The 17764-nt window shown below is 64.3% G+C and carries 15 protein-coding genes; 11 read left to right on the top strand and 4 right to left on the bottom strand.

Annotated features, from left to right (window positions below; translation table 11 throughout):
• Positions 1 to 46 precede the first annotated feature (46 nt).
• From ACF8SD_RS22055 to ACF8SD_RS22045, 3 genes are all read right to left on the bottom strand, one after another.
• A complete protein-coding gene (locus ACF8SD_RS22055) occupies positions 47 to 478 on the bottom strand; it encodes a PACE efflux transporter (protein WP_392485139.1) in 432 nt (143 codons plus the stop codon).
• A 79-nt stretch (positions 479 to 557) separates the two neighbouring features.
• Entirely contained in the window at positions 558 to 1856 is a 1299-nt protein-coding gene (locus ACF8SD_RS22050; protein ID WP_173888844.1) for an ATP-binding protein, read from the bottom strand.
• Positions 1857 to 1862: 6 nt separating this feature from the next.
• Positions 1863 to 2564: a response regulator transcription factor gene (locus ACF8SD_RS22045; RefSeq protein ID WP_009686653.1), complete on the bottom strand. Its 702-nt coding sequence runs from the start codon at positions 2562 to 2564 to the stop codon at positions 1863 to 1865.
• Between the two features lie 271 nt (positions 2565 to 2835).
• On the opposite strand from ACF8SD_RS22045, the gene ACF8SD_RS22040 reads away from it, so the two are divergent.
• Together ACF8SD_RS22040 and ACF8SD_RS22035 are read left to right on the top strand one after the other, a co-directional pair.
• Entirely contained in the window at positions 2836 to 4011 is a 1176-nt protein-coding gene (locus ACF8SD_RS22040) for an efflux RND transporter periplasmic adaptor subunit (protein ID WP_392485138.1), read from the top strand.
• An 11-nt stretch (positions 4012 to 4022) separates the two neighbouring features.
• The gene (locus ACF8SD_RS22035) at positions 4023 to 7148 is read left to right on the top strand and encodes a multidrug efflux RND transporter permease subunit (RefSeq protein WP_392485137.1); all 3126 of its coding nucleotides are present in this window, start codon (positions 4023 to 4025) and stop codon (positions 7146 to 7148) included.
• A gap of 27 nt (positions 7149 to 7175) precedes the next feature.
• Here ACF8SD_RS22035 and ACF8SD_RS22030 read toward each other — a convergent pair whose 3' ends face one another.
• Positions 7176 to 7487 (bottom strand): HU family DNA-binding protein, encoded by a 312-nt coding sequence (locus tag ACF8SD_RS22030; protein ID WP_173888837.1) that lies wholly within the window; start codon positions 7485 to 7487, stop codon positions 7176 to 7178.
• 186 nt (positions 7488 to 7673) lie between these two features.
• Between ACF8SD_RS22030 and mobA the strand changes: the two genes are divergently transcribed.
• The 9 genes from mobA to ACF8SD_RS21985 all read left to right on the top strand — a co-directional run bounded on the left by mobA (position 7674) and on the right by ACF8SD_RS21985 (position 17754).
• Complete coding sequence (mobA, locus tag ACF8SD_RS22025) at positions 7674 to 8264, top strand: molybdenum cofactor guanylyltransferase MobA (RefSeq protein ID WP_173888835.1); 591 nt, start codon at positions 7674 to 7676, stop codon at positions 8262 to 8264.
• A gap of 122 nt (positions 8265 to 8386) precedes the next feature.
• A complete protein-coding gene (locus ACF8SD_RS22020) occupies positions 8387 to 8695 on the top strand; it encodes a hypothetical protein (protein ID WP_173888833.1) in 309 nt (102 codons plus the stop codon).
• Between the two features lie 566 nt (positions 8696 to 9261).
• On the top strand, positions 9262 to 10323 hold the full coding sequence (locus tag ACF8SD_RS22015; RefSeq protein WP_173888831.1) for a 3-deoxy-7-phosphoheptulonate synthase: 1062 nt from the start codon (positions 9262 to 9264) through the stop codon (positions 10321 to 10323).
• 80 nt (positions 10324 to 10403) lie between these two features.
• Positions 10404 to 10685 (top strand): peptidylprolyl isomerase, encoded by a 282-nt coding sequence (locus ACF8SD_RS22010; RefSeq protein WP_009686645.1) that lies wholly within the window; start codon positions 10404 to 10406, stop codon positions 10683 to 10685.
• Positions 10686 to 10696: 11 nt separating this feature from the next.
• Positions 10697 to 12625 (top strand): extracellular solute-binding protein, encoded by a 1929-nt coding sequence (locus ACF8SD_RS22005; RefSeq protein WP_392485192.1) that lies wholly within the window; start codon positions 10697 to 10699, stop codon positions 12623 to 12625.
• A complete protein-coding gene (locus ACF8SD_RS22000) occupies positions 12622 to 13680 on the top strand; it encodes a microcin C ABC transporter permease YejB (protein WP_392485136.1) in 1059 nt (352 codons plus the stop codon). The genes ACF8SD_RS22005 and ACF8SD_RS22000 overlap by 4 nt, the downstream gene beginning before the upstream one ends.
• A complete protein-coding gene (locus tag ACF8SD_RS21995; RefSeq protein ID WP_009686642.1) occupies positions 13680 to 14696 on the top strand; it encodes an ABC transporter permease in 1017 nt (338 codons plus the stop codon). The genes ACF8SD_RS22000 and ACF8SD_RS21995 overlap by 1 nt, the downstream gene beginning before the upstream one ends.
• 52 nt (positions 14697 to 14748) lie before the next feature.
• Entirely contained in the window at positions 14749 to 16131 is a 1383-nt protein-coding gene (locus tag ACF8SD_RS21990; RefSeq protein WP_392485135.1) for a sigma-54 interaction domain-containing protein, read from the top strand.
• A gap of 231 nt (positions 16132 to 16362) precedes the next feature.
• Positions 16363 to 17754, top strand: a complete 1392-nt coding sequence (locus ACF8SD_RS21985; RefSeq protein WP_009686639.1) for a GntP family permease — start codon at positions 16363 to 16365, stop codon at positions 17752 to 17754.
• The last annotated feature ends 10 nt before the right edge of the window (positions 17755 to 17764 follow it).

Raw genomic sequence — 17764 nt, 5'->3', positions numbered from 1 at the left:
ATAGGTGTTCATAGGCCAGGAACTTAGCCTGCCGCGCAGGCCCACGTCAACACTTGGCTTGCTGCGCCGACAGCGGCACATCGAACACTTTGTCGAAGCCCCACTGGAACACGAAGGCGTAGACGAAGAAGAACACGAACAGTGCCAGGTTGGTGAGCAGCGCCGCCCAGAGACTGACGTTCAGCCAGTAGGCCACCAGCGGCAGCAGGATCAGCACCAACCCCCCCTCGAAGCCCAGGGCGTGCAGCAGGCGCCGGGTGAATGTACGTTCACGCCGCTGCTGGCGCGCCTCCCAGCGCTCGAACACCCAGTTGTAACCCATGTTCCAGCTCATGGCGATGCCTGACATCAGCACCGACAGCACCGTGGATTGCGCCATGCCGGCGCCGAACGCCAACTCCAGCGCCGGGGCCACGCAGGCGACGGCGATGGCCTCGTAAAGAATGGCCTGGACGATCTTGCGTGCCTTGCCTTGCATGTTCTGCTCCCTGGCTATAAGAGCTGTAAACCTACAAGAACTGGCCAAGAAGAAAAAGCCTGTACGCGCCTGCCGCCTGCTAACGGGCAGGCAAGCGGATGCGCAACTGCGCACCGCCCAGCGCCGACTGTGCGACAGTCAACGTTCCGCCCTGGCCCTCGATCGCCCGCCGGCTGATCGCCAAGCCCAGGCCAAACCCCCCGGTGTTCCGGTCACGGCTGCGGTCCAGCCGGTAGAACGGCTGGAAGATCCGCTCCCGCTCCGCCACCGGAATGCCGATACCGTCGTCTTCCACCGTCAGCAGGCACGCGCCGTCCTGGTCCAGGCACAAGCGCAGCAACAGGCTCTGGTCACAGTAGCGCATGGCATTGCGCACCAGGTTCTGCACAGCCCGGGCGGTGAGCCGCGGGTCGAGCACAAAGCGGGGTAGCTCGCCTTCGGCGCGAACTTCCCACTGGATGCCGCGGCCATCGAGCTCCTCGGCGAAGCCCCCCAGCACGCTGTCGACCAGTTCCAGCAACGACACCTCGACCCGCTCGCGGGCCTGGTCGGCGTTGTACAGCCGGCTGTACGACAACAATTCCAGCACCAGCTCATCCAGCTCGCGCACATGGCCAACCAGTTCCAGCAAGCGCTTGCGGCTGGCTGGCGGCACTTCGTCGAACAACAGCACCAGGCCGAAGTCGAGCCGGGTCAACGGCGTACGCAGCTCGTGCGACACCGCATTGAGCAGCTCGCGTTGCTGGTTGACGTGCCGCTCAAGGTCGCTGGCCATGGTATCGAACACCCCGGCCAGCTCGCCGATGTTGGAGTGCGGCGAGATGTGCGTACGCTCGGCCATGTGCCCCTGGCCCAGGCGCCGTGCGGTTTCCTTCAGGCGCTCCAGGTCACGCCAGTGCGGCCACACCCACAGCAGCAGGCAGCCGAGCATGGCGGCACCGATCAAGACGGTCACCCCCCAGGACAATACGTTGATGTCGAGCGGGTCCGGTGGCGAATGCAGCTCTACCAGCCACTGCTTGTCCAAAGGGGCCAGCACGGTTTTGTAATAGCCCCACTCGCCAATGCGTACCGCGTGCAGCCCCTGCGCCAGGCGCGCCTGCTCCTGGTCGCTCAGGCCCGCGCGGTCCATGGGCAACAGCTGCAATTGCAGCGGTGCGAAATCACCGGCCAGTTCCTGCGCCACCGTTGGCCACTGCTCGCGCGGCGCCTGGCGGAACTGGCGCACGACCATCGACTGCACACCCTTGGCCTGGTCCAGGTTGTAGGCCATGAACCGGTCATGGAACAGGCCGACGATACTGTCGGGAATAAGCAGCAGCGCACCGGCATAGGCAATGATGATCACCAGGTACAGCCGCACCAGGATCTTGAGCATGGCCGGTCAGCACTCCCACTCGACGCGGCTGAACAGATAGCCCTTGCCCCAGACGGTCTTGATCTTGCGCGCTTCACCGGCGTTGTCGTCGAACTTGCGCCGCAGCTTGGAAATGGCCACGTCCACCGAGCGGTCAGTACCATTGAATTCGATGCCCCGCAGTTGCTGCAGGATGCGGTCGCGGTTCAGCACTTCGCCGGCATTGCGCGCCAGCACCACCAACAGGTTGTACTCGCCGCTGGACAGCTCCACTTCGTCGCCGCGCCAGCTGACCGTGCGTTCGGCCAGGTCGATGCGCAGGCCGCCGATCACGATCAGGTCGTGGTCCAGCCGTGGCTCGTTGACACTGCTGCGGCGCAGCAAGGTACGCACCCGCGCCAGCAGCACACGAGGCTCGCAGGGTTTGCTCACATAGTCGTCGGCACCCATTTCCAGGCCCAGTACCTGGTCGTGGCTGTCGTCACGGGCGGTCAGCATCAGGATCGGCAAGCCTTGCGATTCCTGGCGCAACAGGCGGCAGACCTGCAGGCCATCGAGGCCTGGCAGCATCAGGTCAAGAATGACCAGATCGGGCTTTTGCCGGCGGTACTCGTCCAGCACATGATCGCCGCGGGCGATCACCTGCACATGAAAATCGTTGCGTTGCAGGTAGCTGGCAATCAGCTCGGACAGGGCACTGTCGTCTTCGACCAGGAGAATATTCGGCATAGGTGCTTGGGAATCTAGGTTGTGTTGGACCTTGCCGGCCTCTTCGCGGGCTTGCCCGCTCCCACAAGGACCGCACAGTATCTGAAATCTGTGCTGTACCTGTGGGAGCGGGCAAGCCCGCGAAGAGGCCGGCACAGGAATACTCAGGATATAGAACACTGCAACACCACAGGCTTGTTCTTTACATTTTTTCACACTCGCCCTACAGGTATTAACAGCCGCCCAGCAATGCCTGCCGTAGCATATACCCGGTCATCATCGGAAGATCCGCATGCCTACTACCCTCTCCCTTCGCCTGCGCCCAGTGGCGCTTCTGGCGTTTCTGAGCCTGTCCCTGGCCGGCTGCGGCAACAGCACCGAGCAAGACCAACAGGCGCCCACCCCGCAAGTACGGGTGGAAACCCTGCAACTGCAGCCCTTGGCCATCAGCAGCGAACTCAGTGGCCGCATCCTGGCCCCGCGTACCGCAGAAGTCCGCGCGCGGGTCGCCGGCGTGGTCCTCAAGCGGGTGTACCGCGAAGGCAGTGACGTCAAGCAAGGCGATGTGCTGTTCCTGATCGACCCGGCGCCGTTCAAAGCCGACCACGACAGTGCCCGCGCAACCTTGGCCAAGGCCGAAGCCACACACTACCAGAGCCGCCTGCAAGAGCAGCGCTACCGCCAGCTGGTCGACGACAAGGCGGTCAGCCGCCAGGAATACGACAATGCCAAGGCCAGCCTGCTGCAGGCCGATGCCGCCGTAGCCGAAGCCAAGGCAGCACTGGCGCGCGCGCGCCTCAACCTCGGCTATGCCACGGTCACCGCGCCCATCTCCGGCCGCATCGGCCGTGCCCAGGTCACAGAAGGCGCGCTGGTCGGGCAAAACGAGAGCACCCCGCTGGCGACCATTGAGCAACTGGACCCGATCCACGCCGATGTCACCCAGTCCACCCGCGAGCTCAATGCCCTGCGCCGCGCCTTGCGCGCGGGCGAGCTGCAGCAGGTGGGCGACGGTCAGGCCCGGGCGACGCTGATCCAGGACGACGGCAGCGCCTACCCACTGCCGGGCAAATTGCTGTTCTCCGACATCAGCGTCGACCCCAGCACCAACCAGATCACCCTGCGCAGCGAGTTCCCCAACCCGGACCTGGACCTGTTGCCCGGCAGCTATGTGCGCGTGCGCCTCGAGCAGGCCGTGCAACCCAATGGCCTGAGTGTGCCGCAGCGCGCCATCCTGCGTGACAGCGCCGGGGTGCCCAAGGTACTGGTGGTCGACCAGCAGGCACGGGTGAGCGAGCGCGAGGTGGTGCTGGGCAATACCCAGGGCGACCGCTGGATCGTCAGCGCCGGCCTGGCCGCTGGCGAGCGCGTGGTCATCGAGGGCCTGCAGCACGTCAAGGCCGGCGACCAGGTGCAGGTCGCCCCCAGCCCACAAACGCCGCCCATCGCACAGCACAACGGCCAGTGAGGGCCTGACCCATGCCGCAATTCTTCATCGACCGCCCGGTATTCGCCTGGGTGGTCGCGCTGTTCATCCTGCTGGCCGGTGCGCTGGCCATCCCGCAACTGCCGGTGGCCCAATACCCTAACGTGGCACCGCCGCAGGTCGAGATCTACGCCGTGTACCCGGGTGCCTCGGCAGCCACCATGGACGAAAGCGTGGTCAGCCTGATCGAACAGGAGCTCAACGGCGCCGACAACCTGCTGTACTTCGAATCGCAGAGCAGCCTGGGTAGCGCCACCATCACCGCCACCTTCGCCCCGGGCACCCACCCGGACCTGGCCCAGGTCGACGTGCAGAACCGCCTGAAGGTGGTCGAGTCCCGCCTGCCGCGCCCGGTCACCCAGCAGGGCCTGCAGGTCGAGAAGGTGTCCACTGGCTTTCTGCTGCTGGCCACTCTCACCTCCACAGACGGCAAACTCGACGAAACCGCCCTGTCGGACATTCTGGCGCGTAACGTCATGGATGAAATACGCCGCCTCAAAGGCGTCGGCAAGGCCCAGCTGTATGGCTCGGAACGGGCCATGCGCATCTGGATCGACCCGCGCAAGCTGGTCGGTTTCAACCTCACGCCCAACGACGTGGCCGACGCCATCGCCGGCCAGAACGCCCAGGTAGCCCCTGGCAGCATTGGCGACCTGCCCAGCCGCAGCACCCAGGAAATCACCGCCAACGTGGTGGTCCAAGGCCAACTGAGCACGCCGCAAGCGTTCGCCGCCATTGTGCTGCGCGCCAACCCCGACGGCTCCGTGGTCACCCTTGGCGATGTCGCCAGGGTGGAAGTCGGCGCACAGGAATATCAGTACGGCACTCGCTTGAACGGCAAGCCTGCCACGGCCTTCAGCGTGCAGCTGGCACCAGGCGCCAATGCCATGCAAACCGCCACCCTGGTGCGGGCGAAACTGCAGGACCTGGCGCGCTACTTCCCCGAGGGGGTCAGGTACGACATCCCCTACGACACCTCGCCGTTCGTCAAGGTGTCGATCGAGCAGGTCATCAGTACCCTGTTCGAAGCCATGCTGCTGGTGTTCGCGGTGATGTTCCTGTTCCTGCAGAACCTGCGCTGCACGCTGATCCCGACCCTGGTGGTACCGGTGGCACTGATGGGCACCTTCGCCGTGATGCTGGCGCTGGGCTTCTCGATCAACGTGCTGACCCTGTTCGGCATGGTGCTGGCCATCGGCATCCTGGTCGATGACGCCATCGTGGTGGTGGAAAACGTCGAGCGCATCATGGCCGAAGAAGGCTTGCCGCCCCGGCAAGCCACGCGCAAGGCCATGAGCCAGATCAGCGGCGCGATCATCGGCATCACCCTGGTACTGGTGGCGGTGTTCCTGCCCATGGCCTTCATGCAAGGGTCGGTGGGTGTGATCTACCAACAGTTTTCGGTCGCCATGGCGGTATCGATTCTGTTCTCGGCCTTCCTCGCCCTCAGCCTGACCCCGGCACTGTGCGCCACGCTGCTCAAGCCTGTGGCCAAGGGCGAACAGCATGCACGCAAGGGTTTCTTCGGCTGGTTCAACCGCCGTTTCGAGGGCATGAGCAATGGCTACCAGCGCTGGGTCATGCAAGCGCTGCAACGCAGCGGGCGCTACCTGTTGCTGTATGCGCTGCTGCTGGGGGTATTGGGCTATGGCTTGAGCCAGCTGCCCACGGCGTTCCTGCCCACCGAAGACCAGGGCTACACCATAACGGACATCCAGCTGCCGCCGGGCGCCAGCCGCATGCGCACCGAACAGGTGGCCGCCCAGATCGAGGCGCACAACAGTGAAGAACCGGGGGTCGGCAACACCACACTGATCCTGGGTTTCAGCTTCTCGGGCAGTGGGCAGAACGCTGCGCTGGCCTTCACCACCCTCAAGGACTGGTCCGAGCGCGGTGCCCAACACACTGCCCAGTCGATTGCCGAGCGCGCCAACCAGGCCTTCACGCAACTCAAGGATGCGGTGGCCTACGCCGTACTGCCGCCGCCCATCGACGGGCTTGGCGAGTCGACCGGCTTCGAGTTCCGCCTGCAGGACCGGGGTGGCATGGGCCACCGCGCGCTGATGGCGGCGCGTGACCAGCTTCTCGAGCAGGCCGCCAAGAGCAAGGTGCTGAGCAACGTGCGCGAAGCCTCGCTGGCGGAAAGCCCGCAGGTGCAGCTGGAGATCGACCGCCGCCAGGCCAATGCCCTAGGCGTGACGTTTGCCGATATTGGCTCGGTACTCGACGTGGCAGTGGGCTCCAGCTACGTCAACGACTTCCCGAACCAGGGCCGCATGCAGCGCGTGGTGGTGCAGGCCGAAGGCGACCAGCGCAGCCAGGTGCAAGACCTGCTGAACATGCATGTGCGCAACAGCAGCGGCAAGATGGTGCCGCTGGCCGCGTTCGTCCAGGCCAAATGGGTCAGCGGCCCGGTGCAGCTGACGCGCTACAACGGCTACCCGGCAGTGTCGATTTCAGGCGAACCGGCCGCCGGCTACAGCTCGGGCGAAGCCATGGCCGAAATCGAGCGCCTGGTCGCGCAACTGCCCGCCGGTACCGGCCTGGAATGGACCGGTCTGTCACTGCAAGAACGCCTGTCCGGCAGCCAGGCGCCGATGTTGATGGCGCTGTCGCTGCTGGTGGTGTTCCTGTGCCTGGCTGCGCTGTACGAGAGCTGGTCGATACCCACCGCAGTGCTGCTGGTGGTGCCACTCGGCGTGCTGGGTGCGGTACTGGCGGTAACCCTGCGCGGCATGCCCAACGACGTGTTCTTCAAGGTCGGCCTGATCACCTTGATCGGCCTGTCGGCGAAGAACGCCATTCTGATCATCGAGTTCGCCAAGCACCTGGTCGACCAGGGCATGGACGCCGCCGATGCCGCCGTACAGGCCGCCCGCCTGCGCCTGCGGCCGATCGTGATGACATCGCTGGCGTTCATCCTCGGCGTGGTGCCCTTGGCGATCGCCAGCGGTGCCAGCTCGGCGAGCCAACAGGCGATCGGCACCGGGGTTATCGGCGGCATGCTGAGCGCAACGCTGGCGGTGGTATTCGTGCCGGTGTTCTTCGTCAGCGTGATGCGGCTGGCTGGCACGCGCAAAACCGCAACGGCGGGCGAGGCGCTGCACGGCAGCCACTGAATGAGGGTCCCCAGGGACCCTCTGCGTTCACTTGCGGGGGCTGGTCTTGGCCTCGGACTCCCCGCGGAATCTGACGGCATCCTTCGGATCCTTGCCAGCTCGAAACTTGACCGTCATCGCCGCAGGTATGTTCAACGGCTTGCCAGATAGCGGGTCCCTGCCGACCCGCGCTGACCTTCGGACGGTCTCGAACTTGCCGAAACCCACCAAAGTGACAGGCGTGTGTGTGCTCAGCGACGCCTTGATCCCATCGATGAAGGCATCGACGGCCTTTTTGGCCATCGCCTGGCTGAGTACGGCGCGCGCTGCTACCTGTTCAATAAGTTGCGCTTTGTTCAATTGCCTTCTCCTTGGAATCTTGCTTGCCCTCATTGCGAGCGCAAGGCTGCTGCCCTATTCAAGGGAGAAGCAGCGGCGGGCACAACTGGCAAAAATGTCAGTGCCCTGGCCCCGCGTTCACGTCTGCTGGACATCCGCTGTCGTGCGTGTGAGGGTTGCCTGCGTACCTGCCTCGGACTTTAGCCAATGACTGAACAATTGCTCACCTGCTCCGCCCTGATCCTCGCGGGAGGCCGCGGGCAGCGTATGGGCGGCCGTGACAAGGGCCTGATCAGCTGGCAGGGCGAACCACTGGTGGCCGCTATCCACCGCGTGCTACGGCCCCTGACTGACGACCTGGTGATTTCCTGCAACCGCAACCAGCAGGCATACCGGGTGTATGCCGACCAGTTGGTGAGCGATGCCGACCATGACTTCCCCGGGCCGCTGGCGGGGGTGATTGCCGGGCTGAAGGTGGCGCGGCATGCATGGGTGGTGGTGCTGGCCTGCGATGCGCCACTGGTTGACCGCGCATTAATCGAAGACCTGCTGCGGGTTGCTGCGGCCAATGACAGTGCCGCGATGGCGCACCAGGGCGGCTACTGGCAGCCGATGTTCAGCGTACTGCCGCGCCGGTTGCTGCCGATGCTGGAGCAGGCCTGGGCCGAGGGTGAGCGGAGCTTGCAGAAGGCCCTGTTGCGCGCCAAGGTGCAAGCGCTTGAGTGCAGCGAAGACGATCGCCGCTTGAGCAACTTCAACAGCCCCGAGCTGCTGCAAGAACACGCACAATCTCGCTGATCGCCGGCCCGGCGCAGCGGCCCCCATCGCTTGTTGCGCTTACCGCTCGTCGCCCGAACGGCACCCAGCCCAGCTCACCAGGCCAAACGAATGACAGATCATCCGCACGATGGAGATATCCCATGATCCGCATTCGCCCGCTCTCTCTGTGCCTGGCACTGGCGCTGACCCCACTCGCTGGCACCAGCTTCGCCGCCACGGCCACCAACACCGACAGCCACCCACAAACCGACCAGTCAGGTGGCAAGACTGCTGGTGAGGGCAGCAGCGTCAACACCCCTGGCAGCGGCAAAAGCAATGACAGCAGTGACACCGGCAGCAGCACCGGTGCCGCCGATGGCGCCACGGGCGGCTCCAACAGCACCGGCGAGGCCACTGGCTCGGGTGCCGGTGCCAGCGGTGGCACCGCTGAAGATCAGGACAGCCGTTGACAGGGCTGTTTAACCATTCAGTACACAAATAAATGATTGAACACATAGTATTTATCCATTGAATGGCCCAGCCGAACTGCAGTAAGCTCGGGCTCATTCACTGGAGTGCCACATGCCAACACACATCCGCCATCTCGCCAACCACACCGGTCGCCAGCCGCGCCCTGTGCTGGCCGTTGCCGGCTGCGTAGCTCCAGCAAGCTATTACTTCGGGTATTGGTTTAGCCATTAGGCGCCGATACCTGCACGGCGCCCACCTTCGAGGGGCCGCCGAACATGAGAATACTCAAACCCCCGGTCGGCTCCCCGACCGGGGGTTTTGCGTTTCAGGCCTTTGAAAACCATCGATTCACATTGAGGACCGCTTCATGAACTACGCCACCTATTACTACGCCGACACCTACACCTGGCGATTTAGCCAATCCCGCTCGGGCCAGCCAGCCGCCTCCGATCGGTCTTGCACAGGTGGCAATGCAGCAGCCAACAGTAATTCAACGATCTGTCGAACACCTCGATAGGGCCGACCGCGCGGGCCAGCCCCCGCCGTCCGCCCAGGGAAAAATGCCATGCACGCCTCCAGCCTCGCCCTGCCCCTGACCCAGCCGCAAGCGGCCAACACCGCAGTCAGCAAACGCCTTCCCAGTGCGCACCTGCTCAAGCAGCAAATGCCGCTTGCCACTGACCTGGCCCAGCAAGTCCATGCCCACCGCCAGGCTATTCGCAACATCCTCGAAGGCCACGATCAGCGCCTGCTGGTGATCGTCGGCCCTTGCTCGATCCACGACCCGCGGGCCGCGCTGGAATACGCCGACCGCCTGGCCGCCCTCAGCCGCGAAGTCGATGACAAGCTGCTGTTGGTGATGCGCGCCTACGTCGAAAAACCACGTACCACGGTGGGCTGGAAAGGCCTGGCGTATGACCCGCACCTGGATGGCAGCGACGACATGCATGCCGGCATTGCCCTGTCTCGCGGGCTGATGCTGAGCATGATCGAGCGCGGCCTGCCCATCGCCACCGAGCTGCTGCAACCGCTGGCCGCGGGCTACTTCGACGACCTGCTGGCCTGGGCTGCGGTAGGCGCGCGCACCACCGAATCGCAGATCCACCGCGAAATGGTCAGTGGCCTGGCGCTGCCAGTGGGCTTCAAGAACGGCACCGACGGCGGTATTGCCGTAGCCAGCGACGCCATGCGCAGCGCTGCGCACCCGCACCGCCACTTCGGCCTGGACGCGCAAGGCCACCCGGCGATCATCGAAACCCTGGGCAACCCCGACACCCACCTGGTGCTGCGCGGCGGCCACAAGGGGCCTAACTACGATGCCCCTAGCATTGCCCTCGCCCGCCAGGCGCTGGCCAAGGCTGGCTTGCAGCCGCGGATCATGGTCGATTGCAGCCATGCCAACAGTGGCAAGGACCCAGCGCGCCAGCCTGCGGTGTTCAACGAGGTGCTGGCCCAACGCCTGAGCGGCGACCGCTCGCTGGTGGGCGTAATGATCGAAGGCCACCTGTTCGACGGTTGCCAGGCGCTGGGCAAGGGCGCCCTGAAATACGGCGTGTCGATCACCGACGGCTGCCTGGGTTGGGCCTCGACCGAAACACTGTTGCGCGAAGCCGCACAACAACTGTGAGCCGATGGTTGCAAGCCTGGCGAGACATACCCCGGACAAGTGCGCTAGGCTTGCACTTTTTACCCCAAGGAGCAGTACCCATGGCCCGTGCAACCGCCCGTCACATCCTCGTTGCCAGCGAAGACAAGTGCAACGAACTGAAAGCCCAGATCGAAGCCGGTGCCGATTTCGCTGAAATCGCCAAAGCCAACTCCACCTGCCCGTCCAGCCGCCAGGGCGGTGACCTGGGTTCGTTCGGCCCAGGCCAGATGGTCAAGGAATTCGACACCGTGGTCTTCAGCGCACCTGTCAATACCGTGCAAGGCCCGGTAAAGACCCAGTTCGGCTACCACCTGCTGGAAGTCACCAGCCGTCAGGACTAAGCAGCCAACAGCTGTTGATGCCCCCGGTGGCAGCGGGTTCACACGCGAATACGTCAGCTCAGGCAACGAGGCTGCATGCTCGGGCGTATTCGCGGGGTAACCCGCTTTTGCACGGGTTGTGGTGCCTGTTGCTGCTTTGTTTCGCCCCCGATGCCCTGGCCGCCCCCACCCATGCCCTCACGGTGTACGGCGAAGCCCCCCGCTACGGCGCCAGTTTCCAGCATTTCGACTATGTGAACCCCAGTGCCCCCAAGGGCGGCATGCTGCGCCGCTCGGCCATCGAAATTGGCCAGTTCGACCATATCCTGCCGTACATCGACAAAGGCATTGGCGTCAGCCAGGTCGATGGCCTGTTGTTCGCACCCTTGGCCGTGCGCTCATTCGACGAGCCCTACACCGTCTATGGGCTGATCGCCAGGCGCATGGAACGTGGCCCGGAGGACGCCTGGCTGCGTTTCGATATCGACCCACGGGCGACCTTCGCCGACGGCAAGCCGGTACGCGCCGAAGACGTGCGCTTCACCTACGAATTGCTGATGAGCAAAGGCAGCCTGACCTACCGCACCCAGTTCGCCGACGTCAGCGCGGTGACCGTGGAAGGCCCGCGCAGCATCCGCTTCGACTTCAAACCCGGGCACGGCCGTACCCTGGCGCTGGACCTGGCCAGCTTGCCCGTGCTACCCGAACACGACTGGCAGCAACGCGATTTCGCCAACGGGGCCGGCTTCGACAAACCGGTCGGCAGTGGGCCCTACCGCATCGGCCAGATCGACAATGGCCGCAGCATCACCTTCGAGCGTGACCCCACCTGGTGGGCCCGTGACCTGCCGGCCAACCGTGGCCGGTACAATTTCGCCAAACTGCGCATCGAGTACTTCGGCGACACTGAGGTGGCGCGCCAGGTGCTCAAGGGCGGGGGCTACGATTACAACCGCGAGTTCTCCGCAACCGCCTACACCCTGGGTTACAACGGCGCCACACTGGACGACGGCCGCCTGCAGCGGGCCCACCTGGGCCCAGCCAAACCGCAGGTCGCCCAGGGCTTCGTGTTCAACCTGGACCGGCCGCAGTTCAAGGACCGCCGTGTACGTCAGGCACTGGGCATGCTCTGGGACTTCGAGTGGAGCAACCGGCAGATGATGCGCAACCTGTACATCCGCCAGCAGAGCGTGTTCTCCAATACCCCGCTGGCCGCCCGCCAGCTACCCGATGCCGGCGAGCTGAAACTGCTCGAACCGCTGCGTGGCCAGGTGCCGCAGGAAGTCTTCGACCACGTGTTCACGGCACCGGTCACTGACGGCTCGGGAATCATCCGCGCCCAGCAGTTGCAAGCCCTGGCCCTGCTGCAGCAGGCCGGCTGGCATGCCGATGGCGACCGCCTGGTCAACCGCGAAGGTGAGCCACTGGCGTTCACCTTCCTCAACGGCCAGGCCGGCATGGAGCGCCTGTTGTTGCCCTGGAAGCGCAACCTGGCACAGATCGGCGTTACCCTCAACATCCGTAACGTCGACTCGGCGCAGTACGTCAACCGGCTGATGGCCCGTGACTACGATATGGTCGTGACCGGCTACCCGGTGACGCTTTCACCGGGTGCCGAGCTGTACAACTACTTCGGCTCGGCCGCTGCCCACGACCCCGGTTCGAACAACCTGATGGTGTTGCAGGACCCGGCCGTCGACCACCTGATCGACGGCCTGGTACGCGCTGCCAGCGAGGCCGACATGCTGCGCCACGCTCACGCCCTGGACCGGGTGCTGCAGTGGAATTACTACTGGATCCCCAACTACTACCCGCCAGGCAGCTCCACCGTCTGGTGGAACCGCTTCGGCTTGCCCAAGGTTCAGGCCACCTACGATGAAGGCCTGGACACCTGGTGGGAGATCAGCCCAACCGCGCTGACCAATGAACAGATGGCCATACGCCGGAACGCCGCCCCATGACCCGCTACCTATTGCGCCGCCTGCTGCTGATCATTCCGACCTTGCTGGCGATCCTGCTGGTCAACTTCGTCATCGTACAGGCCGCGCCAGGCGGCCCGGTGGAACAAGCCGTGGCGCGCCTGCAAGGGATCGGCGGTGGCGCCCCCGGTGCGCGCTCGGAGGTTGTGCACGGTGAATCACGCGCCACCCGCGGGCTCGACCCCAAACTGATCGAAGAGATCAAGCGCCAGTACGGCTTCGACAAGTCTGCGCCCGAGCGCCTTTGGCTGATGCTGGGCCAGTATGCCCGGCTGGACTTCGGCAACAGCTTCTTCCGCGGTGCCAAGGTCACCGACCTGATCCTCGACAAACTGCCGGTCACCCTGTCGCTGGGCTTCTGGGCCACGCTGATCACCTACCTGGTGTCCATCCCCCTGGGCATTCGCAAGGCGGTGCGCCACGGTAGCCACTTCGATGCCTGGAGCAGCGCACTGATCGTGGTCGGCTACGCCCTGCCCTCGTTCCTGTTCGCCCTGTTGCTGATCGTGGTGTTTGCCGGCGGCACTTCGCTGAACTGGTTTCCGGTGCGTGGCCTGGTTTCCGATAACTTCGACGAGCTGAGCCTGCTCGGCAAGGTGGCCGATTACTTCTGGCACCTGGTACTGCCCGTCGGCGCCTTGGTGATCGGCGGGTTCGCCACCCTCACCTTGCTGACCAAAAATGCCTTCCTCGACGAAATTTCGCGCCAGTACGTAGTCACCGCCCGGGCCAAGGGCCTAAGCGAGCGGCGGGTGCTCTACGGCCATGTATTGCGCAACGCCATGCTGCTGGTGGTGGCAGGGTTGCCACAGGCACTGATCAGCGTGTTCTTCGCCGGCTCGCTGCTGATCGAGGTAATTTTCTCACTGGATGGCCTGGGCCGCATGAGCTACGACGCCGCCGTGTCCCGCGACTACCCCATCGTCTTCGGCACGTTGTTCATCTTCACCTTGGCAGGGCTGCTGATCCGCCTGATCGGCGACCTGGCCTACACCTTGCTGGACCCGCGCATCGACTTCGACACGAGGGCACACTGATGTTGTCGCCTGTGGCGCGCCGGCGCCTGCAACGTTTTCGCCGCAACCGCCTGGGCTGGGTATCGCTGTGGGTATTCGCCGCCCTGCTGTCGCTGAGCCTGGGCGCCGAGCTGGTGGCCAATGACAAGCCGTTGCTGCTGGGCTACCAGGGCGAACTGTACGTACCGGCGCTCAAGCGTTATACCGAGCAGCAATTTGGCGGCCAGTTGCCGTTCCAGCCCGACTACCGCAGCGCCTACGTGCGCAAGCTGATCGAGGACCAGGGCGGCTGGATGCTGTTCGCACCGATCCCGTTCAGCGCCGACACCCCGAACTACGACTTGCAGGTCCCAACGCCCAGCCCACCGAGCAGCAGCAACTGGCTGGGTACCGATGACCAGGGCCGTGATGTGCTGGCCCGGGTGTTGTATGGCACGCGGGTGTCTTTGCTGTTTGCCTTTGCCCTGACCGTGATCAGCGTGGTCATCGGGGTGACGGCAGGCGCCCTGCAGGGCTACCACGGGGGCTGGGTCGACCTGTTCGGCCAGCGCCTGCTGGAGGTATGGTCCGGGCTGCCGGTGTTGTACCTGCTGATTATCCTCAGCGGGTTCGTCGAGCCGGATTTCTGGTGGCTGCTGGGGATCATGGCGCTGTTTTCATGGCTGACCTTGGTCGACGTGGTGCGGGCCGAGTTCCTGCGGGGGCGCAACCTGGAATACGTCAAGGCAGCCCGGGCGCTGGGTTTGCCAGACAGCCAGGTCATGCTGCGGCATATCTTGCCCAATGCCTTGAATGCCACACTGACCTACGTGCCGTTCATGCTCACCGGGGCCATCACCACGCTGACCGCGCTGGACTTCCTCGGTTTCGGCATGCCCGCGGGCAGCGCCTCGCTGGGGGAGTTGGTGACCCAGGGCAAGCAACACCTGGAGGCACCGTGGCTGGGCTTTACCGCGTTCTTTGCCCTGGCGCTGATCTTGTCGCTGCTGGTGTTCATCGGCGATGCCTTGCGGCAGGCGTTTGACCCGAAGGGCTGACGTTTCAGGCGAGGTGCCCGCGCGGGCAAACAACGTATTCAGGACTTTCTCCATGCACGACAGCGACAGCCTCAAGGACTACCCCCACGTTCGGCAACTGGCGATTCGCTCGCTGTTCGAGATCATCGAACAGTCCAGCGAAGGTACAGTGATCGTCGACCGCCAGGCGCGTATCGCCTGGATGAACGAACGCTACGCCCGGCGCTTTGGCCTGGCCGACGCGGCCAGTGCGATTGGCCAGCCCTGCGAAGCAGTGATCCCCGGTAGCCTGATGCGCGAGGTGGTGAGCAATGGCCGGCCTATCCTGCTGGACATGCTGGACACGCCGAACGAGCCGTTGGTGGTCATGCGCCTGCCTATCCACGACGACCAGGGCGCGCTGATCGGCGCCATCGGTTTTGCCCTGTTCGATCAATTGCGCAGCCTGTCGCCGTTGCTCAAGCGTTATTCGAGTATGCAGCAGGAGCTTGCCTCGACCCGCTCGCAACTGCGCGCCCGCCAGGCCAAGTACAGCTTTGCGCAGTTCGTTGGCAGCAGCGCTGCCAGCCTGGAAGCCAAGCGCCGTGCGCGGCGCGGTGCAGGCAGTGACTCACCGGTGCTGTTGCTGGGCGAGACGGGCACGGGCAAGGAGTTGCTGGCGCACGCCATCCACGCCGCCTCGGCCCGCGCGCACAAAGCGTTCGTCAGCATCAACAGCGCCGCCATCCCGGAAACACTGCTGGAGGCCGAGTTCTTCGGCACAGCGCCCGGTGCCTTTACCGGGGCGGACCGCAAAGGCCGCAGCGGCAAGCTGCAACTGGCCGAAGGCGGCACATTGTTCCTCGATGAAATCGGCGACATGCCGCTGGCCTTGCAAAGCAAGCTGCTGCGGGTGCTGCAGGAAAAGGAATACGAGCCGGTGGGGTCGAACCAAATGCTGCGCAGCGACGTGCGCATCATTGCGGCCACGTCCATCGACCTGCAGGCGGCCATGGCCCGCGGCGCATTTCGCGCCGACCTGTACTACCGGCTGAACGTGTTACCGATCGAAGTGCCCCCGCTGCGGCAGCGGCTGGAGGACCTGCCAGCGTTGTGCGAGGCCGTGCTGGCAGAGCTGGGCAGCCAGTACGAGCTGGAAACCGAGGCGCAGCAACTGCTGGCACGCCATGCCTGGCCGGGGAATATCCGCGAACTGCGCAACGTGCTGGAGCGGGCGACCTTGCTGGCCGATCAACCGCGCCTGGGGGTGGCAGACTTGCGTGCAGCGTTGGGGCCGTTGAGTCCGCTGTCGGCGGCACCGGTGCGCCAGACCTACCGCCAGGCGTGCGAGGCATTCGAGCGCTCACTGATCGCCGGGGCGTTGGCGGACCATGCGGGCAACGTGCCGCAGGCGGCAAAGGCGCTGGGGCTGGGGCGCTCTACCCTGTACAAGAAGATGGTGGCGCTTGGTCTCTGAGTAGAGACTTTTGTTTCTTTTTGGAGATAGCCGTACAACCTCCGGTGTGCAGGCAGGCAGCCTGCAAAGCTGGGCGGAGATGGAGCGTGCGATGCAACGGTAAAATCTCAAAACAGAGACTGAAACACTGATGATAATAAAAACTTCATATAAATCAATAATTTAAAAACTGGCACGATATCCGCTTTCTCCTGCAAACCGATAACAACAAGACTCACCAGGAGACTCCCGATGACCGTGCTCATCGCCCTTGCCGCGCTGGCCCTGCTGATGCTGGCCGCCTACCGCGGCTACAGCGTCATACTGTTCGCCCCTATCGCCGCCCTCGGCGCCGTTCTGCTCACTGACCCGTCCGCCGTTGCCCCCGCCTTCACCGGGGTGTTCATGGAAAAGATGGTGGGCTTCATCAAGCTGTATTTCCCGGTGTTCCTGCTGGGTGCAGTGTTCGGCAAGCTGATCGAGCTGTCCGGCTTTTCCCGCTCGATCGTGGCCGCTGCCATCCGCCTGCTCGGCACCCGCCAGGCCATGCTGGTGATCGTGCTGGTCTGTGCGTTGCTGACCTACGGCGGCGTCTCGCTGTTCGTGGTGGTGTTTGCGGTATACCCGTTTGCGGCCGAGATGTTCCGCCAGAGCAACATCCCCAAACGGCTGATCCCGGCCACCATTGCCTTGGGGGCGTTTTCGTTCACCATGGACGCCCTGCCCGGTACCCCGCAGATCCAGAACATCATCCCCAGCACCTTTTTCAACACCACCGCCTGGGCCGCACCCTGGCTGGGCCTGATCGGCACCCTGTTCGTGTTCTGCACCGGCATGGCTTACCTGCAGCGCCAGCGCAACAAAGCCCAGCGTGCCGGTGAAGGGTATGGCACCGACTTGCGCAACGAACCGGAAACCGCTGCCGACCTGAGGTTGCCCAACCCCTGGTTGGCGATATCCCCGTTGATGCTGGTGGGGGTGATGAACCTGCTGTTCACCCACTGGATCCCGCAGTGGTACGGCGCCAGCCACAGCTTGCAACTGCCCGGCATGAGTGCCCCAGTGAACAGCGACGTGGCCAAGCTGACCGCCATCTGGGCGGTACAGGCGGCGTTGCTGGTCGGCATCCTGATGGTGCTGGCATGTGCCTTCGGCGCCATCCGCAGCCGTTTGGCCGAAGGTACCAAAAGTGCTGTCGGCGGCGCCTTGCTAGCAGCCATGAACACCGCTTCGGAGTATGGCTTTGGCGCAGTGATCGCCTCGCTGCCTGGCTTCCTGGTGCTGGCCGATGCCCTGCGCGGCATCCCCAACCCCCTGGTCAATGAAGCCATCACCGTAACCTTGTTGGCCGGCATCACCGGCTCTGCCTCAGGCGGCATGAGCATTGCGCTGGCGGCCATGGGTGACACCTTCATCGCCGCCGCCCATGCCGCCAACATTCCGCTCGAGGTGCTGCACCGGGTAGCGGCCATGGCTAGCGGCGGCATGGACACCCTGCCGCACAACGGCGCGGTGATCACCCTGCTGGCAGTCACCGGCCTGACCCACCGGGAAGCCTACAAGGACATTTTCGGTATTACCCTGATCAAGACCCTGGCAGTGTTCGTGGTGATTGCCACGTTCTACGCCACTGGCATTGTCTAAGGAGCATTGC

Source organism: Pseudomonas sp. CJQ_9 (assembly GCF_043106615.1).
GTDB lineage: Bacteria > Pseudomonadota > Gammaproteobacteria > Pseudomonadales > Pseudomonadaceae > Aquipseudomonas > Aquipseudomonas juntendi.
This window is presented reverse-complemented; position numbering and strand designations above follow the sequence as displayed.

Coding starts and splice junctions, on each gene's coding strand:
- ACF8SD_RS22020 (WP_173888833.1), top strand. CDS start 8,387: ATGATCCGCATTCGCCCGCTCTCTCTGTGCCTGGCACTGGCGCTGACC.
- ACF8SD_RS22035 (WP_392485137.1), top strand. CDS start 4,023: ATGCCGCAATTCTTCATCGACCGCCCGGTATTCGCCTGGGTGGTCGCG.
- ACF8SD_RS22045 (WP_009686653.1), bottom strand. CDS start 2,564: ATGCCGAATATTCTCCTGGTCGAAGACGACAGTGCCCTGTCCGAGCTG.
- ACF8SD_RS21995 (WP_009686642.1), top strand. CDS start 13,680: ATGTTGTCGCCTGTGGCGCGCCGGCGCCTGCAACGTTTTCGCCGCAAC.
- ACF8SD_RS22015 (WP_173888831.1), top strand. CDS start 9,262: ATGCACGCCTCCAGCCTCGCCCTGCCCCTGACCCAGCCGCAAGCGGCC.
- ACF8SD_RS22050 (WP_173888844.1), bottom strand. CDS start 1,856: ATGCTCAAGATCCTGGTGCGGCTGTACCTGGTGATCATCATTGCCTAT.
- ACF8SD_RS22040 (WP_392485138.1), top strand. CDS start 2,836: ATGCCTACTACCCTCTCCCTTCGCCTGCGCCCAGTGGCGCTTCTGGCG.
- ACF8SD_RS22010 (WP_009686645.1), top strand. CDS start 10,404: ATGGCCCGTGCAACCGCCCGTCACATCCTCGTTGCCAGCGAAGACAAG.
- ACF8SD_RS21990 (WP_392485135.1), top strand. CDS start 14,749: ATGCACGACAGCGACAGCCTCAAGGACTACCCCCACGTTCGGCAACTG.
- ACF8SD_RS22055 (WP_392485139.1), bottom strand. CDS start 478: ATGCAAGGCAAGGCACGCAAGATCGTCCAGGCCATTCTTTACGAGGCC.
- ACF8SD_RS22000 (WP_392485136.1), top strand. CDS start 12,622: ATGACCCGCTACCTATTGCGCCGCCTGCTGCTGATCATTCCGACCTTG.
- ACF8SD_RS21985 (WP_009686639.1), top strand. CDS start 16,363: ATGACCGTGCTCATCGCCCTTGCCGCGCTGGCCCTGCTGATGCTGGCC.
- mobA (WP_173888835.1), top strand. CDS start 7,674: ATGACTGAACAATTGCTCACCTGCTCCGCCCTGATCCTCGCGGGAGGC.